The sequence below is a fragment of the Streptomyces sp. NPDC047061 genome, from assembly GCF_040643955.1.
Classification (GTDB): Bacteria; Actinomycetota; Actinomycetes; order Streptomycetales; family Streptomycetaceae; genus Streptomyces.
Window position 1 is genome coordinate 208,144 of sequence record NZ_JBEYVI010000005.1, and the last position, 21,934, is coordinate 230,077.

Here is a 21,934-nt window from a genome sequence, read left to right on the forward strand (position 1 = left end):
CAGTGAAGCACCAGGAAGACCATCCCCGGACATCCGGGGATGGTCTTCCTGTTTGGTCTGCGTGACATCGGCGGCATCGAGCGGGTACCGAGCCCGACCACGACCCCAGCGCGCACGGAATCCCATGAGATGAGATCTGCGTCACATCTCACTACGCTCCCCGTCGCCGGCCGCCGAGCGCCACACCCTCTCCACGCGTCGATGAACAGCGATCTTCCTTCCCGAGTTATGCGCAGCATCACTGCGCATCCATGCCCGTGCGGTTGGGCGGGCAACCTGAGGACATACGACCACCGCTGGTTGCCGCTAAATTCTTCTTCATCGAACCTCTGGATGACAGACCCGTCCCACGAGGTCGCCAAACAGAGACTCTGCGCACTGGCACTGCGCAGTCATTACTCAGGATCGAAGACAGGGGGCGCGGCAGAGTGAAGTCGTTCTTCGAACTGCTTGGGAAAGCGATGCAGAGCACGGGCATGACGCTGCGCCTGTGTCTGCTGATGCTTGTTGCCGCAACGGCGTATGCGATCAGCCAACTCAAGTAAGCCGGTCTGGAGCGAGGAGACCCATACGTGGAGACCATGGAGACGCACAGCCAAGCTGCGAACGTCGTTGACCGGCTCTGGCGAGCGTACGCGCCCTACCAGCGGGGCCGGAACACGTTCGGTGACCTTACGTCCATGCTCGCAATCCTGTTGCTTGCAGGATTCGTCGAGTCTGCGGGCGACCCCGAGGACGACTTCGTCAGGCGGTGGACCCGTGCGGTCGCGGAGGCCCGTATCGGTCTCTCGCCACTGGTGGACCTGCGCGCCGCGTTGGCCGGTGCCGGAAGGCACAGGGGCTTTCCGGTACTCGACCTCCGCAACCTTGAAGTCGGACTTCTCAACGATGACGAAGAGTCGGGCGACGTACCGTGGGCGGCCGCCTTCCTCACCGCGCTGAACCAGCGCCCGTCTTTGGCCGAGGCCGGATTGGCGGAGGCCTGTGAGCTGCTCATGGAACGCCACGTGCAGGAGAGCACCTTTTCTGCTGGGGAGTTCTACACACCGCGCGCGGTCGCGCGCCTGCTCATCGAGTCTGCGTCTCCTCAGCCCGGAGATCGGATTCTTGACCCGGCCTGCGGGTCCGGCGGTCTTCTCGCGGCCGCGGCACAGTGGATCGCCGAGTCCGGCCGCGTGGATGGAGCAACTTTCGAGGCGTATGCCACGGACCGCAGCAATCCGCGGCTGGCGATGATGAACCTGGCCATCCATGGAGTGGATCAGCCAGTCGTAGGCGCCTCCGACCCGGTGTCGCTGCTCCAGAGCCGAGGCAACGGCCTTGCCGACCGGGTGGTGAGCAATCCGCCGTTCAACCAGCGCATCGAGGACATCGGCAACGCCGACTGGCCCTTCGGCCGGCCGCCCGAGGCCAATGCGAACTTCGCCTGGCTCCAGCTCGCGTGGAGTCGGCTGAGCGAGAACGGGACCGCTGCGATGATCATGCCGCAGGGTGCCGCTTGGTCCAACGGCCGCCAGGCGGAGATCCGCAGGAGGATGATCGCCGGCGGCGCACTTCTCGCCGTCATCGCGTTGCCGCCCAATCTCTTCTATGACACCTCCATTCCCGTGCACATCTGGATACTCGCCCGCGACAAGGCCCGCCAGTTGCCGCCCGGCAATGCGAATGACGTCCTCTTCATCGACGCCAGTCCGCTCGGCACACAAGTGCCGAGGCGGCCACGCTTCTTGACCGCGGAGGACGTAGCACGCATCAGCAGTCGGTTCCACTCGTGGCAGCGGTCTCCTCGTGCGACACCCGACGAACCGGGATTCTCCCGTTCGGTCGTGCACGAGGAGATCCTTGAGAACGACGGCAGTCTCGACCCCCGGCTGTACGTCGAAGCCGAGCAGGAACGACCGTCGACAGCGCTGGAGCTGAGTCCCGTGCTCGACGAGCTGGATCGGCACGACGAGGCGACGTCCGGTTCGAGAACCGGCCTGCGGAAGAGCTTCAGCACATGCGAACGCCTGACCCGCAACGGGATCCGGCCGCCGCACGTATCTCTCCGGACCATCGTGGCCGGCACCGCGGAGGGAATGTTCGAGAACTCGACGCCAGGTGTGCTGCTCGCCGGCCCTTCCGGAAGCCTCATCCGCGCCGACGACTATGTCGAGGACGGTGGCGTTCCCGTGGTCATGCCCAAGGACCTGACAGGCAGCGGTTTCAGTGTGGCGAGCATCAGATACATCACCGAGCAGCAAGCCGAAGGCCTGGAACGCTTCTGCCTCCATCGCGGCGACGTCGTACTCGCACGCCGTGGAGAGCTGGGGCGATGTGCTGTCGTCCGCGAGGAGCAACAGGGTTGGATCTGTGGAACGGGCTGCTTCGTGCTTCGGCCTCCAGCCGACCTCGACGCGGACTACTTCGCGGCGTACCTCCGCAGTCCTGAGGCGCGCAAGTGGCTCGAAGCCCACTCCACGGGGAGTATGACCATGAAGACCATTTCTCTCGACGTATTGGGCGATCTGCCGGTCGCATTGCCTGATCTCGGGATACAGCAGGCGATTGCCGGCGCGATGGCGCGACTGGAGGAGTACGAGCGACTGTTGCGAGAGCAGCTCGCGCTCACGCAGAAGATCCACAGTGCTGCACTGAACGGGATCCTGGCGAGCTAGGGCTTGATCACGTATCCAGGCAGAGCCCGGGCGTCCACCCCGAGTACCCTGCGCAGCGATAAGCGTTGGCTCGCGCCCCGCCTCGTGCCTCAGGATTCTCGGCGTGACAGATACGGGACCCGTCGAAGAAGAGGTGCCGGACGGGCTGCTGGGCTGGTGTCTCGTGGCCAATGTGGCGCGGGAGACCGCGCACGGTGAGGGCGGGCTCGAGATCCAGCACGGCACGAAGCACTTCCGTGCGGGCACCCTGCTGTGGCTTCCGCCCGTCCGCTGGGACCCGGGCCACTGGCGTTGGCCTGCGGTGGGCCGGCACCGGGGCAACGGCCGCCGGTACGTCCACATGGTCGTACGCGCTCACGACCTGGAGAACTTCCGGGTCAAGGGTGTCTACAGCGAAGCCCTGGTGCGCAGCCTCAACGGATACATCCATGACCCGGCCGCCCCGCGGACCCTGCAGAACCCGTGGACCCGCGAGCGGGCCCAGAGCTGGGCGGACGGCTGGAACCACCACCGGGAGCCGCTCTTCATCGAAGGCCACCCCTACGCCCACCCGCGGATGTCCGTTCCCAACCCTCCGCCGGCAGAGATCCAGATCGACGGTGAGACCCTCCACCTCGCCCACTACGGCACCAGGGGAGCCCGCTACAGCCGCATGTCTCCTCCCGCGGAGAGGGCTCCCGAGGATCGGCTGCCATGACCGTTCTGGTCACTGTGTGGGGAGCGTCTCCCGGAGTGGGCAAGTCGACGCTGTGCGGCGGGCTGTCCCAGGGGCTCGCTGACACGGGGCTGCGGGTGGATCACTTCCGTGAGGAGGAGGTCCTGACCCGGCCGCAGTTCGCCGCGGTGGCCGCGGAGTTCACGGCGACGGGGACGGTCGGGCCGGGGACACTGATCGCGGCGACGGCGGATTTCGTCGATGCGGCCGTGGCGAGCGGCGACGACGTGGTGATCGCGGACGCGCTGATGCCGTTCGTGCCGACGCTGCTCGCCATGGGGCACGGCGAAGAGGCCGTCGACGCCTTCGTCGACGACCTCACGGAGATCCTCGCACCGGTCCGGCCGGTCATGGTCTTTCTCGACGGGAACGCCGAGTCCGCGTTGTCCCGAGCCGCGGCGAGGGAAGGCGCGCAGTGGCTGGACCGGTACATCGGGAAACTCGCCGACTATGAGGTGAGTCCTCCGGTGGCCGACCTGGCTTCGGCGGTGAGGTACCTGCTGCGGGAGCGTGCGGTGACACTTGGCGCGATCCGCCGGCGGGAGAAGGACTGGGGTCTCGTCGTGGTCGAACGAGCTGACGAGCTGCCCCGGAGTGAGGTGTTGCGGGAAGTGCTGCGGGGTCTGAGGCCGTGGCTCGGGGAGGTCGTCACACGCGGATAGGCCGGCGCCGCCCGTGCCGACACGGAGAACCGGGTGCCGCACGTGAGAACGCCACCTCAGGTGTTGTGTTTCTGCCGTGCGGCGTACTCTGGCAGGTCGCTGTCGCAGGGTGCGGGGGAGGAAGCGGGAGTTGGCTACGGGCAGAGCGGCGGACTCGGGTGGGGGCGATGTATCCGAGGACGGTTCGTGGGCGCGGGTGCTGGAGGACGTGGCCAGGAGTGGACGGCGGCTGCGGCGTGCGGAGTTGGAGTCGTTGCGCGAGTACGGCGACCGGGCTGCCGAGGAGGGGCGGGGGCTCGCCGAGCTGGTCGACGAGCGGCTGGCCGTGACCGGCACGGTGTGGGAGGGGCTGCCGGTGGACGCGGCGTCGATGGCGGTGCTGCGGGCGGCGGTGGCCGCGCTCGCCGCGGGGCACGGCCGGGCCTACCGGGAGCGGCTTCGCCGGGAGGAGGCCGGGCGGCGGGAGTTCGTGGCGGACCTGCTGAGCAGCCGCAGTGATCTGGGGCGGCTGGCCGAGCATGCCGAGCGGTTCGGGCTGAATCTGGCGTGTGCGCATGTCGTGGCGGTCGCCGAGGGGGACGGCTACGACCTGGAGGATCCCCAGGTGCGGGCGCTGGAGCGGCAGTTGCTCGGCCGGTTCGGGGAGGAAGAGGTCCTGTTGGCGGTGAAGCACGGGCGGCTGGTGTGCATCGTGCCCGCCGGGCCGGGTGAGGCCCCGGCGGTCAGGGCGTTCGCGGAGCTGACGCAGGGGCGGCGGGTCGTGGTGGGCCGGCCGCACAGCGGGCCCGGCGGTGTCGTGCACTCCTACGAGGAGGCGCGGAACGCGTTGGAGCAGGCCGCCCAGCTTGGGCTGGACGGGAAGTTGCTGAACGCGGCCGATCTGCTGGTCCTGCCGGTCCTGCTGCGGGACCGCGAGGCCCTGGAGGAGCTGGTGCGCGGGGTACTGGGTCCGTTGCGGACGGCCCGTGGCGGGGCTCAGCTGCTGCTGGAGACCCTGACCGCCTACGCGGAGTCGCGCTACGTCTCGGCGGAGGCGGCCCGGCGGCTGGGACTGAGTGTGCGCGCCCTGTCGTACCGCCTCGCGCACATCGTACGGCTCACGGGGCTGGACCCGGACGACGCGCTGCAGCGCTACACGCTGGAGACGGCGGTGTTCGGTGCGCGGCTGCTGGGGTGGCCGGGTCAGTCGGCGGACCGGCGGACCGGGGGCGGGTAGGCGGCGCACAGCTCGTGCCAGCGGGCCGTCTGTTCGGGGGTGGAACGGCCGCGGAGCCGGGCGAGTTTGAGGAGGTTGGCCTCGGCCGCGCTGCCCAGGGTCCGGGCCTCGGCCAGGTAGTGGTCGTCGAGCAGGGCCTCGACCTCGGTGTCGCTCTGGACGGGGTCGATCCGGGCGGCGAGCTGGGCCATGGTGCGGTAGGAGCCCTGCAGCAGGAACGGCGGTTCCAGGCGGTCGGTGTCCTCCTGGGCGGCGGAGGCGATATAGGCGCTGTTGACGGCCAGGACGGTCCGCTGGGCTCGGCGCAGGTGCGTGAGGGTGGCCAGTACGCGGTCCAGGTCCGGTACCGGGTGGGCGAGTTGGTCGGCCTGTGCCGCCGGGTCGCCGTCGGCGAGGGCGGTCAGCAGGGCGAGGTCGGCCGGGTCGGATCCGGCGAGGGGGGCCAGCACCGGGTTGGCGGCGAGGGCGTTCTCCAGGAAGGACAGGGCGAACAGGTCCTGGTGGCCGGTGAGGACCTCGCCGAGGTTCCAGACGTCGGCGCGGTTGGCGAGCATGTCGGGGATCTGGAAGCGGTGCCCGTTCGCGGTGTGGGGGTTGCCGGCGAGGCAGACGGCGAACCGGCGCCCGCGCAGGTCGAAGCTGCGGGCCACGCCGTCGCTGACGGCCTCGACGCGGCGCTGCGCGTCGCACAGCGGGATGAACTTCTGCAGCAGTTCGGCCGAGACGTGCTGGATGTCGTCGAGGTGGAGGAGGACGTTGCTGCCCGCCTCCAGCGCGAAGACGATCTTCTCGACCTCGCGGCGGGCCGCCGCGTCGGGGGCGCGGTCCGGGTCGAGCGAGGTGGTGCCGGCGCCGAGCGCCGGGCCGTCGACGCGGACCATGAGCAGGCCGAGGCGATCGGCGACGTACTCCAGCAGGGTGGTCTTGCCGTAACCGGGCGGGGAGAGGAGCAGGAGCAGGCCGCTGCGGTCGGTCGGGGCGGTGGGGGCGGTGGCGGCGGTCGCGGCGGTGGGGCCTGTGGTGGTGAGCGTGCCGAGCTGCTTGGCGAGGTTGTCGCCGATGAGCGGGAGGTACACCCGGTCGATGAGCTGGTTGCGGACGAAGCCGGCGAGCGGACGGGGGCGGTGGTCGTCCAGGCGCAGCCGGGTCCGCTCGGCGGCCAGGACGGCCGCGCGCCGACGCTGGAAGGACCGGAATGCCGGGGCGCGTTCCTCCCGGAACACCCGGGCCCGGTGCGGGAGTTCGTCGATGCGTACGGTCAGCCGGCCCTCGTGGATGCGGGGGTGGGCGCCGAGGAGGCCGTCGACGGTCTCGCCGACGGGCGCGGTGATCTCGTAGCGCGGCAGGTCGGGTGCGCACAGGTGTGCCACGGCCTCCGGTACGCCCTCGCTGTCGGTGCCTTCCGTGTGGGTGGCCGCGTACGAGTCCAGCCAGGCGGCGGCTAGTTGGTGTCGTGCGGGCAGGTCGGTGGCGAGCGCGTCCAGGTCCGCGGCGAGGGCGGGGGCGGCGGCGGTGTGGCCGAAGCCGTCCAGGAGGGTGCGCGCGGCGACGCCGGTGGCGAATCCCTCGTGCGGGTCGGCGAGTTCCTCCTGGAGGTAGTCGCCCGCCCGGGGCGCCGGGGGCAGACCGGTGACGGCGGTGAACTCGGCTACCGCGTACGTCAGTTCGGCCGCCAGGTCGGAGGAGGCGGTTGCCGCGGCGTCGGAGCCGAAGTGGGCGCGGGCCTGCGCCAGGGAGCGGGCGCGGCGCTGCCAGGCGGCCCGGTGGGGGCCGGTCGTGCCGTGGGCCCAGAACAGCTGGGCGGTGGCGCGTACTTCGGCGGGGTGCCGCAACAGACCGGCACCGGCTCGCAGTCGCAGCAGCGCGCCGAGGATGGCGGCGGCGTCGTGGTCGTGGACGCCGCGTTCGTACCCCTCGTCGTAGCCCCGCTCGGCCGCGCGGCGGACCTGGTCGAGCAGCCATTCACCCGGACCACCCGGACCACCGGTGGCCGTGGGCAGCAGCGAGGCGGCCAGGTACTCGGCGCGGTAGAGCGTCGGTGACTCGCTGACCAGGGGCTGTGTCCAGAACTCGCGGCCGGTCAGCAGCTCGGGGAGGTCGGCGGGTCGGCGGTAGCCGGTTCCGGTGACGACGAAGGCCAGTCCGTCGTCACCGTCCGGCTGGAGGGTGAGTTCCACCGGCTCGCGACGGACGGCGAAGCGGTGGCGGCCGAGGCGGACGGTGGCGCCGCCGTCCTCGGACAGGTCGGCGCGGTCGCGCAGCTCGCGCAGGGCGGTGCGGACGGCGCCGAGCAGGCCGTCCTCCAGTTCCTGGGCGCGTACCCGGTCGTCGAGGTCGCGCAGTTCCCCGGCGGCGGCGCGGATGCGCAGCGCCATCGGGTCGGCGGCCTGCGCGGCATGGATGTCGGCCGCCGAGCCGAGCCCGGCGAGCCTGCGGCGCAGCGCCTCCAGGGCCCGCCGGGCGGAGGCGGCGGCCCGGTCGGCGCGGGCGACGGCCTCGTCCAGCAGGGTCTGGCGGCGGGCGGCGAACGCCTGCCGGATCTCCTCCCGGCGCAGCGCCAGGTCGGCGGCGAGGTCCTCCGCCTCGGCGAAGCGGGCCTCCAGCGCGTCCACCCGCAGCAGCAGGCGGGCGAGCTGGTCGTCACAGGCGGCGGGGCTGTCGGCGGCGGACAGGGCGGCGGTCGTCGCCTGGGCGAGCAGCGCCGACTCGGCGGCGTGCGCGGCGCGGTGCTCGGCGTCGAGCAGGGCACGGCGGCGGGTCGTCAGGATCGCCCGGGCACGGTTGACGGCTGCCAGGACCTCGCCGATGGCCAGCAGTACGGCCGTTCCCGCGCCCGGGTCGGCGTCGGCCGCGCCGGTGACCAGGTCGGTGACGGTGGCCAGGGCGTCCGCCTGCTCGGTGAGGCGGTCGGCCAGCCGCGCGGCCTCGCCGGCGGTGGCGATCGAGGCGGCCTCCTCGGCGGCGAGCCGGGCGGCGGCGAGGGGGGCGGCGAAGGCGTCGGGTCCGGCGAAGAAGGCGAAGGCGCGCTCGGTCGCCGCCGCCAGCTCGGCGGCCAGGTCCGCCTCGACCCGGTCCAGGGCGGCCAGGTCGAGCTGGGGCAGTTCGCGCAGGGTGCGGGTACGGCCCTGGGCGCGGCGCAGTTCGGTGAGGAGGACGGTCCAGGCGTCCGCGTCGGCGGGCGGTTCGCCGTGGGAGCGGCGGACGAGGGCCGCGGCCTCCGTACGCGCCTGGTCCAGCGCCTGCGCGGCGCGGGCGGCGAGTTGACGGACCCTGGCCTGCTCGGCCACCAACTGCTCGGCGGTGGCCCGTAGTTCGGTGAGCGGTTCGAGCAGGCCGGTGTCGGCCAGCCAGTAGTGGCGGTCCGCCGCCTTGGCGCAGGCGTCGAGGATCAGCTCCGGGGAGGCCGTCGCCTGGTTCTCCTGTTGGTTCTCCTGTTGGTTCCTCTGTGCGGCGGCGGTCGCGCCGCGGACCACGTCGAGGCAGTCGGCGATGCCCGCGACCAGGTCGGCGTTGCCGATCCGCGCCAGTGGGCCGTCGCCGACCGGCTGGGCGGCGGCGTGGTCGGCGGACTGGAAAGGGGTGTTCCACAGCTGGAGTTCGTGCGTGCGCACCGGCTCGTGGTCCGCTCTGAGCAGGACGAGGGTGCCGTCCGGCAGCAGGGCGTACGCCGCGCCGTGCAGGGCGCTCGCCGCCTCGCGCCGGACCGTGTTCCACGGCAGCAGCAGGACCTGGGCACGGCCCGGCCGGCGCAGGACGTAGAGCAGGTCCTCGCCGTTGGGCGAGGGGAGCACCGCGTCGAAGCGCAGCTCGTCCGCGGCGGAGTCGGCGCCCGCTTCGGCGGCTGCGCCTCCCGGCCCGCCGCCGATGCGGAAGGCCCGGTGGCTGCCGTCCGCCAGCTCGTAGCCGCCGGGGAAGATCAGCCCCTGCTCGGCGGGGAGCAGTCTGGCGCCGCGGCCGAGGGAGTCCTGGCGGCGGACCGAACCGGTACGGGTGTTGACGACCAGGTAGCGGTCCGCGGGTTCGTTGTAGGGGCGGATCCGCAGGAGCAGCAGGGGGCCGGTCGCCGCGTACGCGACGGTGGCGTCGGCGAGGCTCTGCAGCGGCTCGTCGACCGGCTCCCGGAACAGCTGCCGGTCGCCGGGGTGGGCCCGGACCGTGAGGCTGCCGCCGGTGGTGGCGACCGAGACCGCGCCCTCGCCGCCTTCGATCAGGATCCTGCCGTCCGCGTGGTGCTCGCGTCCGGTCGTCGTCCACGGCAGCTCGGAGCCGGGCGGCTGCGGAAGGTCGCGTTCACCGTGGTTGCCCAGGTACTCGACCCGGCCGACCCGGTCCGTCCCCAACTGCCAGCTCAGGACGCGCAGATCGCCCTCGTTCTCGCCGGTGCGGAACACCGCGAGCAGCCGCCCCGACGCCGTGCGCCGCAGGTCGGTGAGGCGGGCGTCCCGGTAGTAGCGCAGCAGCTCGGCGAGGTCGCGGTGGAACCGCTCGTCGTCGAGGAGGCCGGGGACCTTCTCGGACCCCAGGGGCGAGCCGTCCACGGCGTGCAGCGACAGCAGGCCCGCGTCGAGGTCGGGTGCGGAGGTGCCGAGCAGGAGGACGTCGGGGCGTACGGTGACCACGCCGCATGCGGTGCCCTCGCCTGCGGTGCGGGGGCGGGCCGAGCCCGCCAGTTCCAGGGGGCGGGAGCCGAAGGCGTCCTGCCGGCGGGAGTTCAGCGCGGTGGCCCTGCGGGCCAGTTCCGCCGCGCGGTCGGCGAGCCTTGCCCGCAGGATCTGGTAGGTGCCGTCCTCGACGCCCATGGTTGCTGTCCGCTCCTCCTGGCCGCGTTGCGCCCGTCGTTCGTCTGCGGCGCCGCTGTGGCTGGTCGCGCCCGCGCGGCGGTAGCCGCACATCGATACAGCCCCGCGCCCCTTTCGGGGCGCCCCCGTCGTCGCGCTACTTGGTGGTGCCGTTGGCGAGTTGGACCGGGTCGGTCGGGGCGGTGGTGCCGTCCGGCTGGCCGCTCAGGAGCTTCAGCAGCAGGGCCAGGTTCCACGGGCCCCCGGCGGCCAGTGAGCGGAGCACCTCCGTCGCGTCGTCGCTGAAGCTCTTCTCGCTGTTCAGCCAGTCCGCTCCGAGGGTCTGTATGGTCTCCGAGCCCTGGACCGCGCCGTCGATGGACTTGCCGAAGGACACCGCGCCGACCAGCCGTTCCAGGAACACGCTGTCGCCGCCGACGATGTCGATGTCCGCGCTCTCCAGTCCGGCGGCCAGCACCGCCGCCTGGGCCTCGGCCACCTTGCTCTGGACCTCCAGCGCGGCCATCCGGACCTCCTTGTCCGCGGCCAGGCGGAGCCGGAACTCCTCATGGGTCCGGGACACCTCGTCCAGCGCGGCCATCGCCGCCGCCTTCTCCTTGAGACCGGCGGCCTCGCCGAGCAGCCGCTCCCGGATGCCCGCCGCCTCCGCGTTCGCCTTGCTCTCCGCGACGGCGGCCTCGGCGAGCCCGACCTTCTGGACGGCGTCCGCCTTCTCCTTGAGGCCCGCGGCCTCGCCCTCCAGCCGGGCCCGCACGCCGGCCGCCTCGGCCATGGCCTGCCGCTCGGCCACCTCGGCCTGGGCCAGGCCGGCCGCCCCGGCCAGGGCGCGTTCGCCCTCCGCCCGGCGCATGTTGGCGGCGGCCTCCAGTTCCGCGCGCTTCTGCCCGGCCTCGGCCAGCACCAGCTGCTCCTTGGCCCGCAGGTGCGCGGCCTGCTCGGCGGCCTCGGCCGCCTTGATGTCCTTGACCAGCTGCTCCTGCGCCTCCGCCTCGGCGGCGATGATCACGGTCTGCCGGGTACGCTCGGCCTCCTGGACGACCCGGACCCGCTTGATCTCCTCCTCCTGCTCCGCGACCGTACGGTCCACCGCGACCCGCTCGCGCACCACGTCGGCCACGCTCCGGCGCTCCACCTCGACCTGCTTCTCCTTCTCCGCCCGGGCGAGCTCCACCTCCCGCTCCCGGTTGACGACCTCCAGCAGCCGGTCCTTCTCGATGCGCTCGCTCTCCACCGCGAGGACCCGCTCCCGGTTCTTCTCGGCGACCGCGATCTCCCGGACCTGGTTCTCCCGCTGGACGCCGAGCAGTTCCTCGGTCCGCAGCAGCGCGCTGTGCGCCTTGAGCCGCTCCTCCTCCTGGACCTGCGCGGTGGCCGCCTCCTCCTGGGCGCGCAGGGTCTCGATCCCCTTGCGCTGCCGGATCTCCGCCTCCGCGCGCCGCCGTTCCAGTTCGAGGACGGCCTCGCGGGCGTCCACGTTCTGGCGGGTGATCTCCATCTCCTCGTTGCGCTGGAAGTCGTTGGTGCGGATGTGCTCCAGCGCCGTCAGTTCGGTGATCTTCCGGATGCCCTGGGCGTCCAGGATGTTGGACGCGTCGAGCTGTCCCAGCGGGGTCTGTTCGAGGTGGTCGATCGCGGCGTCTTCGAGGTGGTAGCCGTTCAGGTCGGTGCCGATGGCCGCGACGATGCGGTCCCTGAACTCCTCGCGCTTGGTGTAGAGGTCGGCGAAGTCGAGCTGCTTGCCGACGGTCCGCAGCGCCTCGGCGAACTTCGCGCTGAACAGGTTCTGGAGGGTTTCCTGATGGCTGGCCCGCTCCGTGCCGATCGCCTGGGCGACCTTGACGACGTCCTCCACCGTCTTGTTGACCCGGACGAAGAACGTGATCTGGATGTCGGCGCGGATGTTGTCCCTGCAGATCATGCCCTCCCGGCCGGTGCGGATGATCTCGATGGTCTTCACCGAGATGTCCATGACCTCCGCCCGGTGCAGCATCGGCAGCACCAGGGCGCCGGTGAAGGTGACGTCGACGCTCTTGGGCCGGGAGACGATCAGGGCCTCGCCCTGGACGACCTTGCGGAACAGCCGGCCGAAGAGCAGCAGCGTGCCCAGGCCGATGAGCAGCAGGACGGCGACGAGTACGCCGATTCCGATGGTGACGACAGACATGGCTGTTCCCTTGGACGACCTTGCCGTGGATGGATGAGTGAGCGACGGGCGTGCGGAACGCCCGGACGAACGACGGGGACGACGGGGGGTGTTGTCGCGTCAGCCGGTGGTCGGCACGGCGGGCATGACCCAGAAGTACTCGCCCGCGTCGTCGTAGTCGTAGATGAGTGCCGACGCCCCGGTGCGGAGCGCGCCGCCCGGCCCGGCCGCGTCGTCGAGGCTCTGCCGGACCTGTACGACGGCGGAGGAGCCGTCGGCCGCACGGACCTCGGCCTGTCCGAAGTCGGGGCCGACCCGGCCGGTGCGGATCACACAGCCGAGGCCGACGAAGTCCCGGCGCGACGGTGGCGGGGCGGGCGCCGGCATCAGCCGCCCCAGCGGCCACGCCAGCAGCCGCGCTCCCGCCCACCCGCCGGCCAGGGCGACCGGCAGCAGGACTCCCCCGTGCCCGCTGCCGAGTGCGACCCGGCCGCTCAGCGCGCTGAACCAGGCGAAGGCGACCACCAGCGACACCGCCACGGTGATCGGCACCCCGCCCAGGCCCAGCACCTTCTGCAGTCGCCCGTGGCCGTGGCGCCCCCCGCCGGGCCCGTGCCCGTGGCGCCCCCCGCCATGGCCATGGCCGTGCCCGTGGCCGTGATGTCCTCCGCGCGCCCCGTGGAGATGGGCGCCCCCCAGGAGCACCAGCAGCCAGTAGACCGCGACCACGACGAGCGCGAAGGTGAAGACCACGGTCGGAAACGCCGTGACCGCCCCCAGGAAGTCCCCCACTGCACTCGCCCCGCCTCTGCAGATCCCCCGACGGCCACGCTTCGTGTGCCGCAGCCGCAAGGGTGACACCGCGACAACGACCGCGCAGCGCATGATCCCGGAAATCTTGACGGCTCCTTCACGTCCCGGTTCAGCTCACACCCCTCGGCGCCGGAACGGGTACGGAACAAGGTGGCCGTCGCGGTCTCCGGCAGGGCCACGGTGCTGATCGCGGTGGAACGCGCCGCCCGCGCCCCGAAGAAGCTCAACAGCTGATCAAAGGGGAGCAACTCCCGTTCGTGGTCGGTCGTGGTCGGGCCGCCAGTAGAGTGGGGAGGCTGCGGCAACCCACCAACATCCGTCCTCTCACAGGGACATGGCCGACAGCGGTCGAGTCGTCTCACTGTGTGAGGAAGAAGTAAAAGGTGCTGATAGCGGGCCGGTACCGGCTGAAGACCGCCATCGGGCGCGGCGCGATGGGCGAGGTCTGGCGGGCGTACGACGAGATGCTCGGCAGACCGGTCGCGGTCAAGCTCCTGCTCGCCCAGCACACCGACCCCACCGCCGCCGCCCGCTTCCGCCTGGAGGCCCAGACCGCGGGCCGGCTCCAGCACCCGAACGTGGTCGGCGTCGTCGACTTCGGCGAGCAGGAGGGCCGGCTGTTCCTGGTGATGGAGCTGGTCGAGGGCGACAGTCTGCACCGCGTGCTCGCCCAGGCGGGATCCCTGCCGGCCGAGGAGGTCGCCCGCATCGCCGCCCAGGCGGCCGCCGGACTCGCCGTCGCACACGAACAGGGCATCGTGCACCGGGACATCAAACCCGGCAACCTCCTCCTCGACGCCGTCGGATCCGTGAAGATCGGAGACTTCGGCATAGCCCGCTTCATGGACGACCCGGGTGGCGCGCTCACCGCGACCGGCCAGATCGTCGGGACCAGCCTGTACATCGCCCCCGAACGTGCCCTGGGGCAGCCCGCCGGACCGCCGTCCGACGTCTACTCGCTCGGCTGCGTGCTCTACCAACTCCTCACCGGACGGGTGCCGTTCAACGCCGAGAGCGCCATCGCGGTGCTCCACCACCACCTCGACACGCCCCCCGTACCGCCGCGGGAGCTGGGCGTCGGGCTGCCGCCCGCCTTCGAGAACTACCTGCTCGGCCTCCTCGCCAAGCGGCCCGAGGACCGTCCCACAGCGCGTCAGACGGCCGAGTGGTTCGCCGCGGGCTCCTGGAGAGGACGCCCCGAGCCCCTCCCGGCGGCCGCACCGCGCACCGCATCGCGCCCCGCACCGCGCCCCGCGCCGGAGCCGGGTGCGACCGCCTCCGGGGCACCGGCGGGGGCGTGGCCCGAAACGGGCCTGCCGCCGGGCTCCGTCACCACCTACGCCTTCCCGTCCACCGCCGCCGGCGCCGCTCCGGCCCACCGCGGGCGGCGCCGTCAGCGGACGGGAGGCCGCACCGTCTCCGCACGCCGTTCAAGGACGGTGAGCGCCGTCGCCGCCGTGGTGATCTTCCTCGGTGCGCTGCTGGTCGGCATCGCGTGGTTCTCCCCCGACCACAGCTCGGCGGACACACCGGCGACCGATCCGTCCAGCGCCACGAACCAGGCCCCGGGCACGCCCTCGTCCCCGAACCCTCCGGCGACCGGTGGCAAGAAGCCCGGAACCGGCGACGACAGCGGCCCGGGCAGCCAGCCGGCCCCGAAGAAGGGCAAGGACAAGGGCGGCGAGGACGACAAGGGCTGATCGGCCCGGTGGCGCGGAAAGGTCCGTACCGGTTGGTCCAAGGGTTGTAGAAACGCGGCGGCCCGGAGCCCTCCGAGCAGTCGGAAACCGAATCCGGTGGGCGCGTCGTGCGCCGCGGCAGGGCCGGGAACTGCGTCGTGTCGGCTGCGGGGGCTCAACCAGACCGATTTCGGCTTCAGTTGTTGACGGCGGGCAGGGGCGGGTCTACAACCCGAGGGAGCGCTCTCATGTCTGCTGTTGCTCCATCCCCACGCACGCCGAACCGGCTTGAGGAGACCCGCATGCAGAGTCCCGTCGGCGCACCCACCCACAGACCTCCGGCCCGCGCGGTAGGCCCACGCGCGGCGCTCGGGCTGGTCGTCGTCCTGATCGCCGCCTTCTTCGCCGTCCTCGCACCGGCGCCCGCGCACGCCGCCGACCAGTTGCTGTCCCAGGGCAGGCCGGCCACCGCCTCCTCGACCGAGAACGCGTCCTTCCCCGCGAGCGCCGCGGTCGACGGCAACACCGGCACCCGCTGGTCCTCGGCCTTCGCCGACCCGCAGTGGCTGCAGGTGGACCTCGGCTCCGTCCAGCAGCTCAGCAGCGTCACCCTGAACTGGGAGGCCGCCTACGCGAAGGCCTTCCAGATCCAGACCTCCACCGACGCCACCACCTGGACCACCGTCTACTCGACGACCACCGCCACCGGCGGCACCCAGAGCCCCGCCGTCACCGGCAGCGGGCGCTACGTCCGCCTCTACGGCACCGCGCGGGGCACCCCGTACGGCTACTCCCTGTGGGAGTTCCAGGTCTACGGCCCCGGGTCCACCACCCCGCCCGACGACTTCTGGGGCAGCACCGCCGACATCCCCGCGGCGAACAACGCCGTCGAGGTGAAGATCCTCAACCGCACCAACGGCAAGTACCCCGACAGCCAGGTGTACTGGAGCTTCAACGGCCAGACGCACTCCATCGCCGAGCAGCCCTACCTCGACATGCCGGCCAACTCCGCGGGCCGCATGTACTTCTACCTGGGCTCGCCCACCAGTGCGTACTACGACTTCATCGAGTTCACGGTCGGCAACAACGTCTTCAACGGGAACACCACCCGGGTCGACGCCTTCGGCCTGAAACTGGCCATGCGCCTGCACAGCAAGGACGGTTACGACGTCGAGGTCGGCGAGAACCGGCAGACCTTCGCCGAGGACCGCGCCACCACGTTCCAGCGGTTCGTCGACGCGGTGCCGTCCCAGTTCGACGTGCTGGCCCAGACCCAGGCCCCGTACCGGATCATCGCGCCCGGCAGCGACCCGAGCTTCCGCGCGGGCGGCGCCAACGCGAACTACTTCACCTCGTACGCCCAGTCGGTGGGCGTGACCGCGGCCACCTCCGACATCTTCGGCTGCGCGGCCTCCCTCGCGGCGAACCCGAACATGTGCGCCGCGCTCAACCGCCACGTCGCCACCCTGCCGGCCTCCCAGCAGTCCGACCCGGCCCAGTTCTACACGGCGGCACCCGCGAACTACTACGCCAGGTTCTGGCACGACAACGCCATCAACCACCTCGCCTACGGGTTCCCGTACGACGACGTGGCGGGCCAGTCCTCGTTCGTCTCCCACGCCGACCCGCAGTGGCTCCTGGTCGCCGTCGGCTGGTGAGCGACCCGGCGGAACGGGGCCGGGCCGGGGTCCGGTCCCGTCCGTCTCCCGCCCGTCAGGCCGTGGGGGCGCCGACCGTTCCGGGCTCCGGCTCGGGCTCCGCGTCCGCGTCCGTGGCAGGGGTGTCGTTCAGGCCGAGCCCGAGGTGTTCGACGTGGTACAGGGCCTGGTCCAGGAGTTCGGCGACGTGGTTGTCGTAGAGGGAGTAGACCACCGAGCGACCTCTGCGGGTGCCCACGACCAGGTCCAGGTTGCGCAGCAGGCGCAGCTGGTGGGAGCAGGCGGACTGCTCCATGCCGACCTCCGCCGCCAGTTCGGTCGCGGGCAGCGGGCCCTCGCGCAGGCGGGCCAGGATGAGCAGCCGGGACGGGGTCGCCAGGGCCTGGAGCGTGGTGGCGACCTTGGCCGCGTCGGCCGCGGTGAGGCGAGCGCGCGGAACGTTGCCGGCCGGTTGTGCGGCTCCATGACCCATGCGCCCATCGTACAGACGCCACCCATGAACAAATGAATTGCTCTTCATGTGTTCCTGTATGGTGGCGGGATGTCTTCCACTCGCACCCGGATCCTGGCGCTGTCCGAGGCCCGTTGGGCGGCGGCCGCGCTGCTGCTGTTCCTGGCCGCGCTGCCGCTGTACCTGGCCTCGGCACCGGCCTGGTCGTGGGGCCCGCTGTTCACGGCCGTCTACGTCACCGGCGGCTGGGAGCCCGGCTGGGCCGGGCTGCGGGCCCTGCGGGCGCGCACCCTGGACGTGGACCTGCTGATGGTGGTCGCCACGCTCGGTGCGGCGGCGATCGGGCAGGTGCTGGACGGCGCCCTGCTGATCGTCATCTTCGCGACCTCCGGAGCGCTGGAGGCGCTCGCCACCGCCCGCACCGCCGACTCCGTGCGCGGCCTGCTCGACCTCGCCCCCGCCACCGCCACCCGGCTCGCGGACGACGGCACGGAGGAGACCGTGGCCACCGGGGAACTGCGCGTGGGCGACACCCTCCTGGTCCGGCCCGGCGAGCGGATCGGCGCGGACGGCCGGGTCCTGGACGGCGCGAGCGACGTCGACCAGGCCACCGTCACCGGCGAGCCGCTGCCGGTGGCCAAGGCGGCCGGGGACGAGGTGTTCGCCGGCACCCTCAACGGCACCGGCGCCCTGCGGATGAAGGTCGAACGCGACCCGTCCGACTCGGTCATCACCCGGATCGTCGCCATGGTCGAGGAGGCCGCCGGGACCAAGGCGCCCACCCAGCTCTTCATCGAGAAGGTCGAACAGCGCTACTCGATCGCGATGGTCGCCGCCACCGTGGCCCTGTTCGCGCTGCCCCTGCTGTTCGGCGCCGGGCTGCAGTCCACCCTGCTGCGGGCCATGACCTTCATGATCGTGGCCTCGCCGTGCGCCGTGGTCCTGGCGACGATGCCGCCGCTGCTGTCGGCGATCGCCAACGCCGGCCGGCACGGCGTGCTGGTCAAGTCGGCCGTCGTCATGGAACGCCTCGGCCAGGTGGACGCCGTCGCCCTGGACAAGACCGGCACCCTGACCGAGGGCACCCCGCGCGTCACCGACGTCCGTCCGCTGCCCGGGTCCCGGCTCGACGAGCAGGAACTGCTGCGGCTCGCGGCGGCGGCCGAGCACCCGAGCGAACACCCGCTGGCCCGCGCCGTCGTGGACGCGGCCCGCAGCCGTGGCCTGGACATCCCGGCCGCGGCGGAGTTCGCCTCGGCGCCCGGTACCGGTGTGACCGCCGTGGTGTGCGGCCGCCGGATCGGGGTCGGCAGCCCGGCCCGACTGCTGGACGACGGCAGCGCGCATCCGGCCGGCGCAGCCGCTGCGGCCACCGCGCTCGCCACCGCGGACACCGCCTCGGACGTCGCCGCGGTCGTCGCCGCGGACGTCGCCGGGCTGGAGGGGCAGGGCCGCACCGCCGTGCTGGTCATGGCCGACGGCACACCGGTCGGTGTGCTCGGCATCGCCGACCGGCTGCGCGCGGAGGCGGCGGCCGCGGTCGCCGCGCTGGGCGAACTCACCGGCAGCGCCCCGGTACTGGTCACCGGTGACAACCCGCGCGCGGCGGCCCGGCTGGCCGACGAGGCCGGCATCACGGACGTCCGCGCCGGTCTCCTGCCCGAGGACAAGGTCACCGCGGTGCGGGAACTGGCGCGGGCCGGGCGGAAGGTGCTCGTCGTCGGCGACGGCGTCAACGACGCCCCCGCGCTCGCCGCCGCCCACACCGGCATCGCCATGGGCCGCGCCGGTTCCGACCTGGCCCTGGAGACCGCCGACGCCGTCGTCGTACGCGACGAACTGGCGACGATCCCGGCCGTGGTCGCGCTCTCCCGCCGGGCCCGGCGCCTGGTCGTGCAGAACCTCGTCGTCGCCGGGGTGTTCGTCGCCGGCCTGGTCGTCTGGGACCTGGCCGGCGACCTGCCCCTGCCCCTGGGCGTCGCCGGGCACGAGGGCTCCACCGTGCTCGTCGGCCTCAACGGCCTGCGCCTGCTCGCGGACCGGGCCTGGGGTACGCCGTGAGGTACGCCCTGAGATACGCCCCGACGTACGCCCTGAGGTCATGTCGAGGTCATGATGAGGTCATGTCCTGAACTCGGCGCCTTTGGCCAGAACCAGTACCGTTTCCCCTGCGTCGTACGGCATGTGTCCGATGGCCTGACCTGTGGGGGGACCACATGAGCGCCGAGATCTACTTCAGCAACAACTACCGGGATCTGTGCGAGCGCAACGGGACCGGTGCCGGCTTCCAGTTCGAGTTCTCCTGCTCACGCTGTTACGACACCTGGCGCTCACCGTTCGAGCCCTACACCGGAGAGCGGGCCGCCACCTGGGTCCGCAAGGGGGCCGACGTGGCCTGGGGGCTGCTCGGCCGTACCGGGACGGGGCTGTCGTCGGCGGCCGAGGGGCTGGCGGGGGCCGGTTACGGGCGCTCCCGCGACGAGGCGTTCCAGCGGGCGATCGACAACGCTCAGGGGCACTTCAACCGCTGCGCGCGCTGCACCGACTACGTGTGCGGCCGCTGCTGGAACGCGGCCCAGGGGCTGTGTCTGCGGTGCGCTCCGGACACGGCGGCCGAGGCCATGGCGGCCCAGCAGCGCGGCCTCAACGACATGGCCTCGCAACGGGCGTACGCCGCGGGACAGCAGGCCGGGCAGGGCTACGACCCCAGCACGCCCCGCCAGTTGGTCTGCCCGCAGTGCCGCACCGAGACGCACGGCGCCGCCTTCTGCTCCGGCTGCGGCTACCACCTGGCCCAGTCCGAGCGGTGTTCCTCCTGTTCCGCGGCGGTGCCGGACGGGGCCGCCTTCTGCCCGGGGTGCGGCTCACGCAGGTAGCGGGGCGGCTCCCGGGCAGCGGGCGGGCGGGGCCGTCGTCATGTACCGGACCCAGCGGGCCTCGATCTCGCGGCCGTCGGGGAGGGTGTGGCGCGGCGGTCCGACGGCCGCGACGAAGCCGGCGCCCGCCAGGGCCCGGCCGCTCGCGGCGTTCGCCGGCTCGTAGCCCGCCCGCAGCGTCCGCAGCCCCAGGTGGGCATGGCCGAGGACCGCGGCGGCCCGGAACAGTTCGGTGCCGAGCCCCAGGCCACGGGCGTGGGGCGCCAGCCATCCGCCGACCTCCCCGGTGCCCGGGAACAGCCCCGTGGCACCGGCGTATCTGCCGTCGTCCAGGCGTACGCCGACCAGCATCTCCTCCCCGCCGGGGCGGGGCTGGTAGGGCCGGGCCAGCAGGCGCCCGGCCGTCGCGGACGCCCGTAGCGCGTCGGTGTCACCGGGGCACAGCCGGAGCAGGTCCTTGCGGACGCTGGCGCCGACGAGGTCGCCTACGCCCCAGCCGAGCCATCGCTGGGCCTCCGGGTCCGAGGCGGCGGCCACCGCGGCGAGGAGGTCCAGCATCGTCTCCGGGGTGTAGAGGAGGAGCCGCTCCGTGCGCAGGGTGTGCCGCCGGTGCCCACACGGACCGGGCAGCGGGAGCCTGGGGGCCGACCGCGCACGGCGGAACCGAGACCAGAGCATGTGACTCTCCCCCCGAAGACCCCGAAGACCTCCGAAGCCCCTGGCGGCCGTGGCAGCCGGGACGGCAGCCGGAGTGTACTGCCGTCGGCGCGCGAACAGGAGGGGCGCGCCACCCGGATGCCGTGGCACCACTGGCCTCATACCCTCCAGGGGTATATAACCTGATGGTCGCGACCGGCTGCGAAGGGCGGACACCATGCATGCGATCGGGCACGCGCTCGCCATCGCCGGATCGATGACCTGGGAGATCACCTGGGCGCTGATCCTCGGCTTCACGCTCTCCGCGGTCGTGCAGGCCGTGGTGCGCCGGGAGACGGTCGTACGGCTGCTCGGGGACGACCGGCCCCGTACGCTCGCGCTGTCCGCGGGGTTCGGCGCCGCCTCCTCGTCCTGTTCCTACGCCGCCGTCGCCCTCGCCCGCTCCCTCTTCCGCAAGGGCGCGGACTTCACCGCCGCCATGGCCTTCGAGATCGCCTCCACCAACCTCGTGATCGAACTGGGCGTGATCCTGGCCCTGCTGATGGGGTGGCAGTTCACCGCGGCGGAGTTCGTCGGCGGCCCGATCATGATCGTCGTCCTCGCCGTGCTGTTCCGGGTCCTGCTGCGGGAGCGGCTGTTGCGGCAGGCGCGGGAGCAGGCGGACCGGGGGCTCGCGGGCTCCATGGAGGGGCATGCGGCGATGGACATGTCCGTGGGCGGCGAGGGCGGTTTCGCGCGCCGGCTGCTCTCCCGGGACGGGTTCACGTCCGTCTCCCACATCTTCGTCATGGAGTGGGCGGCGATCCTGCGCGACCTGGTGGCGGGCCTGCTGATCGCCGGGGCGATCGCCGCCTGGGTGCCGGACGACTTCTGGCGCAGCTTCTTCCTGTCCGGCCATCCGCTCGCGGCCAAGCTGACCGGACCGCTGATCGGGCCGCTGGTGGCCATCGCCTCGTTCGTCTGCTCGATCGGCAACGTGCCGCTGGCCGTGGTGCTCTGGAAGGGCGGCATCAGCTTCGGCGGCGTCATCGCCTTCATCTACGCCGACCTGCTGATCCTGCCGATCCTCAACATCTACCGGAAGTACTACGGCGCCCGGATGGCCGCCTTCCTGCTGGGCACCTTCTTCGTCTCGATGGCGGTGGCCGGCTACGTCGTGGAGCTCGTCTTCGGGGGGCTGGGGCTGGTCCCCGACCAGGCCGACGCGAAGATCCCCGACGACGGGATCAGCTGGAACTACACCACGTACCTCAACATCGCCTTCCTGCTGCTGGCCGCCGCGCTGGTCGTACGGTTCCTGCGCACCGGCGGCCCGGCGATGCTGCGGATGATGGGGGGTTCGCCGGACGGACCCGGCGGGGAGCATCAGGCAGGGCACGAGCATCCGCACGGCGAGCACCATCCGTGACGGGATCCCGCTGGACCGCCCGCTGACCGCCGAGGACCGGGGCCGCAGCCGGCGCAACCTCTACCGTCGCGTGCACGGCACCCTCGACGGGGCGGCGGAGCGGATGCCGGCCACGGGACGGGACAGCCACACCGCACGCACCGCTGCGCCCGCTCGGGTGGCTCCGCGGTGCGTGCCGCGTGGCTGTCCCGGCCCGGCCG

The 21,934-nt window shown here is 72.3% G+C and carries 14 protein-coding genes; 9 read left to right on the forward strand and 5 right to left on the reverse strand.

The window, feature by feature from the left end; translation table 11 throughout:
- Positions 1 to 581 precede the first annotated feature (581 nt).
- From ABZ887_RS11455 to ABZ887_RS11470, 4 genes are all read left to right on the forward strand, one after another.
- The gene (locus tag ABZ887_RS11455; RefSeq protein ID WP_361286710.1) at positions 582 to 2,657 is read left to right on the forward strand and encodes an N-6 DNA methylase; all 2,076 of its coding nucleotides are present in this window, start codon (positions 582 to 584) and stop codon (positions 2,655 to 2,657) included.
- Positions 2,658 to 2,760: 103 nt separating this feature from the next.
- Positions 2,761 to 3,354: a hypothetical protein gene (locus tag ABZ887_RS11460; protein ID WP_361286260.1), complete on the forward strand. Its 594-nt coding sequence runs from the start codon at positions 2,761 to 2,763 to the stop codon at positions 3,352 to 3,354.
- Positions 3,351 to 4,034 carry a hypothetical protein gene (locus tag ABZ887_RS11465; protein WP_361286263.1) on the forward strand — a complete coding sequence of 228 codons (684 nt, stop codon included), beginning with the start codon at positions 3,351 to 3,353 and terminating at the stop codon, positions 4,032 to 4,034. Before ABZ887_RS11460 ends, ABZ887_RS11465 begins: the two co-directional genes overlap by 4 nt.
- 130 nt (positions 4,035 to 4,164) lie before the next feature.
- Positions 4,165 to 5,250, forward strand: coding sequence for a helix-turn-helix domain-containing protein (locus ABZ887_RS11470; protein ID WP_361286266.1), 1,086 nt, complete (start codon positions 4,165 to 4,167; stop codon positions 5,248 to 5,250).
- Here ABZ887_RS11470 and ABZ887_RS11475 read toward each other — a convergent pair.
- From ABZ887_RS11475 to ABZ887_RS11485, 3 genes are all read right to left on the reverse strand, one after another.
- Complete coding sequence (locus ABZ887_RS11475) at positions 5,217 to 10,049, reverse strand: DNA repair ATPase (RefSeq protein WP_361286269.1); 4,833 nt, start codon at positions 10,047 to 10,049, stop codon at positions 5,217 to 5,219. The two genes, ABZ887_RS11470 and ABZ887_RS11475, sit on opposite strands and share 34 nt — an antisense overlap.
- A gap of 136 nt (positions 10,050 to 10,185) precedes the next feature.
- Entirely contained in the window at positions 10,186 to 12,213 is a 2,028-nt protein-coding gene (locus ABZ887_RS11480; RefSeq protein WP_361286272.1) for an SPFH domain-containing protein, read from the reverse strand.
- A 99-nt stretch (positions 12,214 to 12,312) separates the two neighbouring features.
- On the reverse strand, positions 12,313 to 12,984 hold the full coding sequence (locus ABZ887_RS11485) for a hypothetical protein (RefSeq protein ID WP_361286275.1): 672 nt from the start codon (positions 12,982 to 12,984) through the stop codon (positions 12,313 to 12,315).
- Between the two features lie 404 nt (positions 12,985 to 13,388).
- Here ABZ887_RS11485 and ABZ887_RS11490 point away from each other — a divergent pair, with 404 nt between their 5' ends.
- Both ABZ887_RS11490 and ABZ887_RS11495 read left to right on the forward strand, forming a co-directional pair.
- The gene (locus tag ABZ887_RS11490) at positions 13,389 to 14,705 is read left to right on the forward strand and encodes a protein kinase (RefSeq protein WP_361286277.1); all 1,317 of its coding nucleotides are present in this window, start codon (positions 13,389 to 13,391) and stop codon (positions 14,703 to 14,705) included.
- Between the two features lie 281 nt (positions 14,706 to 14,986).
- Complete coding sequence (locus tag ABZ887_RS11495) at positions 14,987 to 16,342, forward strand: beta-1,3-glucanase family protein (protein ID WP_361286279.1); 1,356 nt, start codon at positions 14,987 to 14,989, stop codon at positions 16,340 to 16,342.
- A 55-nt stretch (positions 16,343 to 16,397) separates the two neighbouring features.
- Here the strand turns inward: ABZ887_RS11495 and ABZ887_RS11500 are convergent, their stop codons facing one another.
- Entirely contained in the window at positions 16,398 to 16,814 is a 417-nt protein-coding gene (locus ABZ887_RS11500) for a metalloregulator ArsR/SmtB family transcription factor (protein WP_361286282.1), read from the reverse strand.
- A gap of 69 nt (positions 16,815 to 16,883) precedes the next feature.
- Between ABZ887_RS11500 and ABZ887_RS11505 the strand changes: the two genes are divergently transcribed.
- Both ABZ887_RS11505 and ABZ887_RS11510 read left to right on the forward strand, forming a co-directional pair.
- Positions 16,884 to 18,854: a heavy metal translocating P-type ATPase gene (locus ABZ887_RS11505; protein ID WP_361286285.1), complete on the forward strand. Its 1,971-nt coding sequence runs from the start codon at positions 16,884 to 16,886 to the stop codon at positions 18,852 to 18,854.
- A 155-nt stretch (positions 18,855 to 19,009) separates the two neighbouring features.
- Positions 19,010 to 19,669 (forward strand): zinc ribbon domain-containing protein, encoded by a 660-nt coding sequence (locus tag ABZ887_RS11510; RefSeq protein ID WP_361286288.1) that lies wholly within the window; start codon positions 19,010 to 19,012, stop codon positions 19,667 to 19,669.
- Here ABZ887_RS11510 and ABZ887_RS11515 read toward each other — a convergent pair.
- Positions 19,658 to 20,347 carry a GNAT family protein gene (locus ABZ887_RS11515; RefSeq protein WP_361286291.1) on the reverse strand — a complete coding sequence of 230 codons (690 nt, stop codon included), beginning with the start codon at positions 20,345 to 20,347 and terminating at the stop codon, positions 19,658 to 19,660. The genes ABZ887_RS11510 and ABZ887_RS11515 overlap by 12 nt on opposite strands.
- A 196-nt stretch (positions 20,348 to 20,543) precedes the next feature.
- On the opposite strand from ABZ887_RS11515, the gene ABZ887_RS11520 reads away from it, so the two are divergent.
- Positions 20,544 to 21,734: a permease gene (locus ABZ887_RS11520; RefSeq protein WP_361286294.1), complete on the forward strand. Its 1,191-nt coding sequence runs from the start codon at positions 20,544 to 20,546 to the stop codon at positions 21,732 to 21,734.
- Positions 21,735 to 21,934 lie beyond the last annotated feature (200 nt).

What these genes read in the sequence shown, in the direction of transcription:
- ABZ887_RS11455 (WP_361286710.1), top strand. Translation starts at nt 582, where the DNA reads ATGGAGACGCACAGCCAAGCTGCGAACGTCGTTGACCGGCTCTGGCGA.
- ABZ887_RS11465 (WP_361286263.1), top strand. Translation starts at nt 3,351, where the DNA reads ATGACCGTTCTGGTCACTGTGTGGGGAGCGTCTCCCGGAGTGGGCAAG.
- ABZ887_RS11475 (WP_361286269.1), bottom strand. Translation starts at nt 10,049, where the DNA reads ATGGGCGTCGAGGACGGCACCTACCAGATCCTGCGGGCAAGGCTCGCC.
- ABZ887_RS11480 (WP_361286272.1), bottom strand. Translation starts at nt 12,213, where the DNA reads ATGTCTGTCGTCACCATCGGAATCGGCGTACTCGTCGCCGTCCTGCTG.
- ABZ887_RS11495 (WP_361286279.1), top strand. Translation starts at nt 14,987, where the DNA reads ATGCAGAGTCCCGTCGGCGCACCCACCCACAGACCTCCGGCCCGCGCG.
- ABZ887_RS11500 (WP_361286282.1), bottom strand. Translation starts at nt 16,814, where the DNA reads ATGGGTCATGGAGCCGCACAACCGGCCGGCAACGTTCCGCGCGCTCGC.
- ABZ887_RS11505 (WP_361286285.1), top strand. Translation starts at nt 16,884, where the DNA reads ATGTCTTCCACTCGCACCCGGATCCTGGCGCTGTCCGAGGCCCGTTGG.
- ABZ887_RS11510 (WP_361286288.1), top strand. Translation starts at nt 19,010, where the DNA reads ATGAGCGCCGAGATCTACTTCAGCAACAACTACCGGGATCTGTGCGAG.
- ABZ887_RS11515 (WP_361286291.1), bottom strand. Translation starts at nt 20,347, where the DNA reads ATGCTCTGGTCTCGGTTCCGCCGTGCGCGGTCGGCCCCCAGGCTCCCG.
- ABZ887_RS11520 (WP_361286294.1), top strand. Translation starts at nt 20,544, where the DNA reads ATGCATGCGATCGGGCACGCGCTCGCCATCGCCGGATCGATGACCTGG.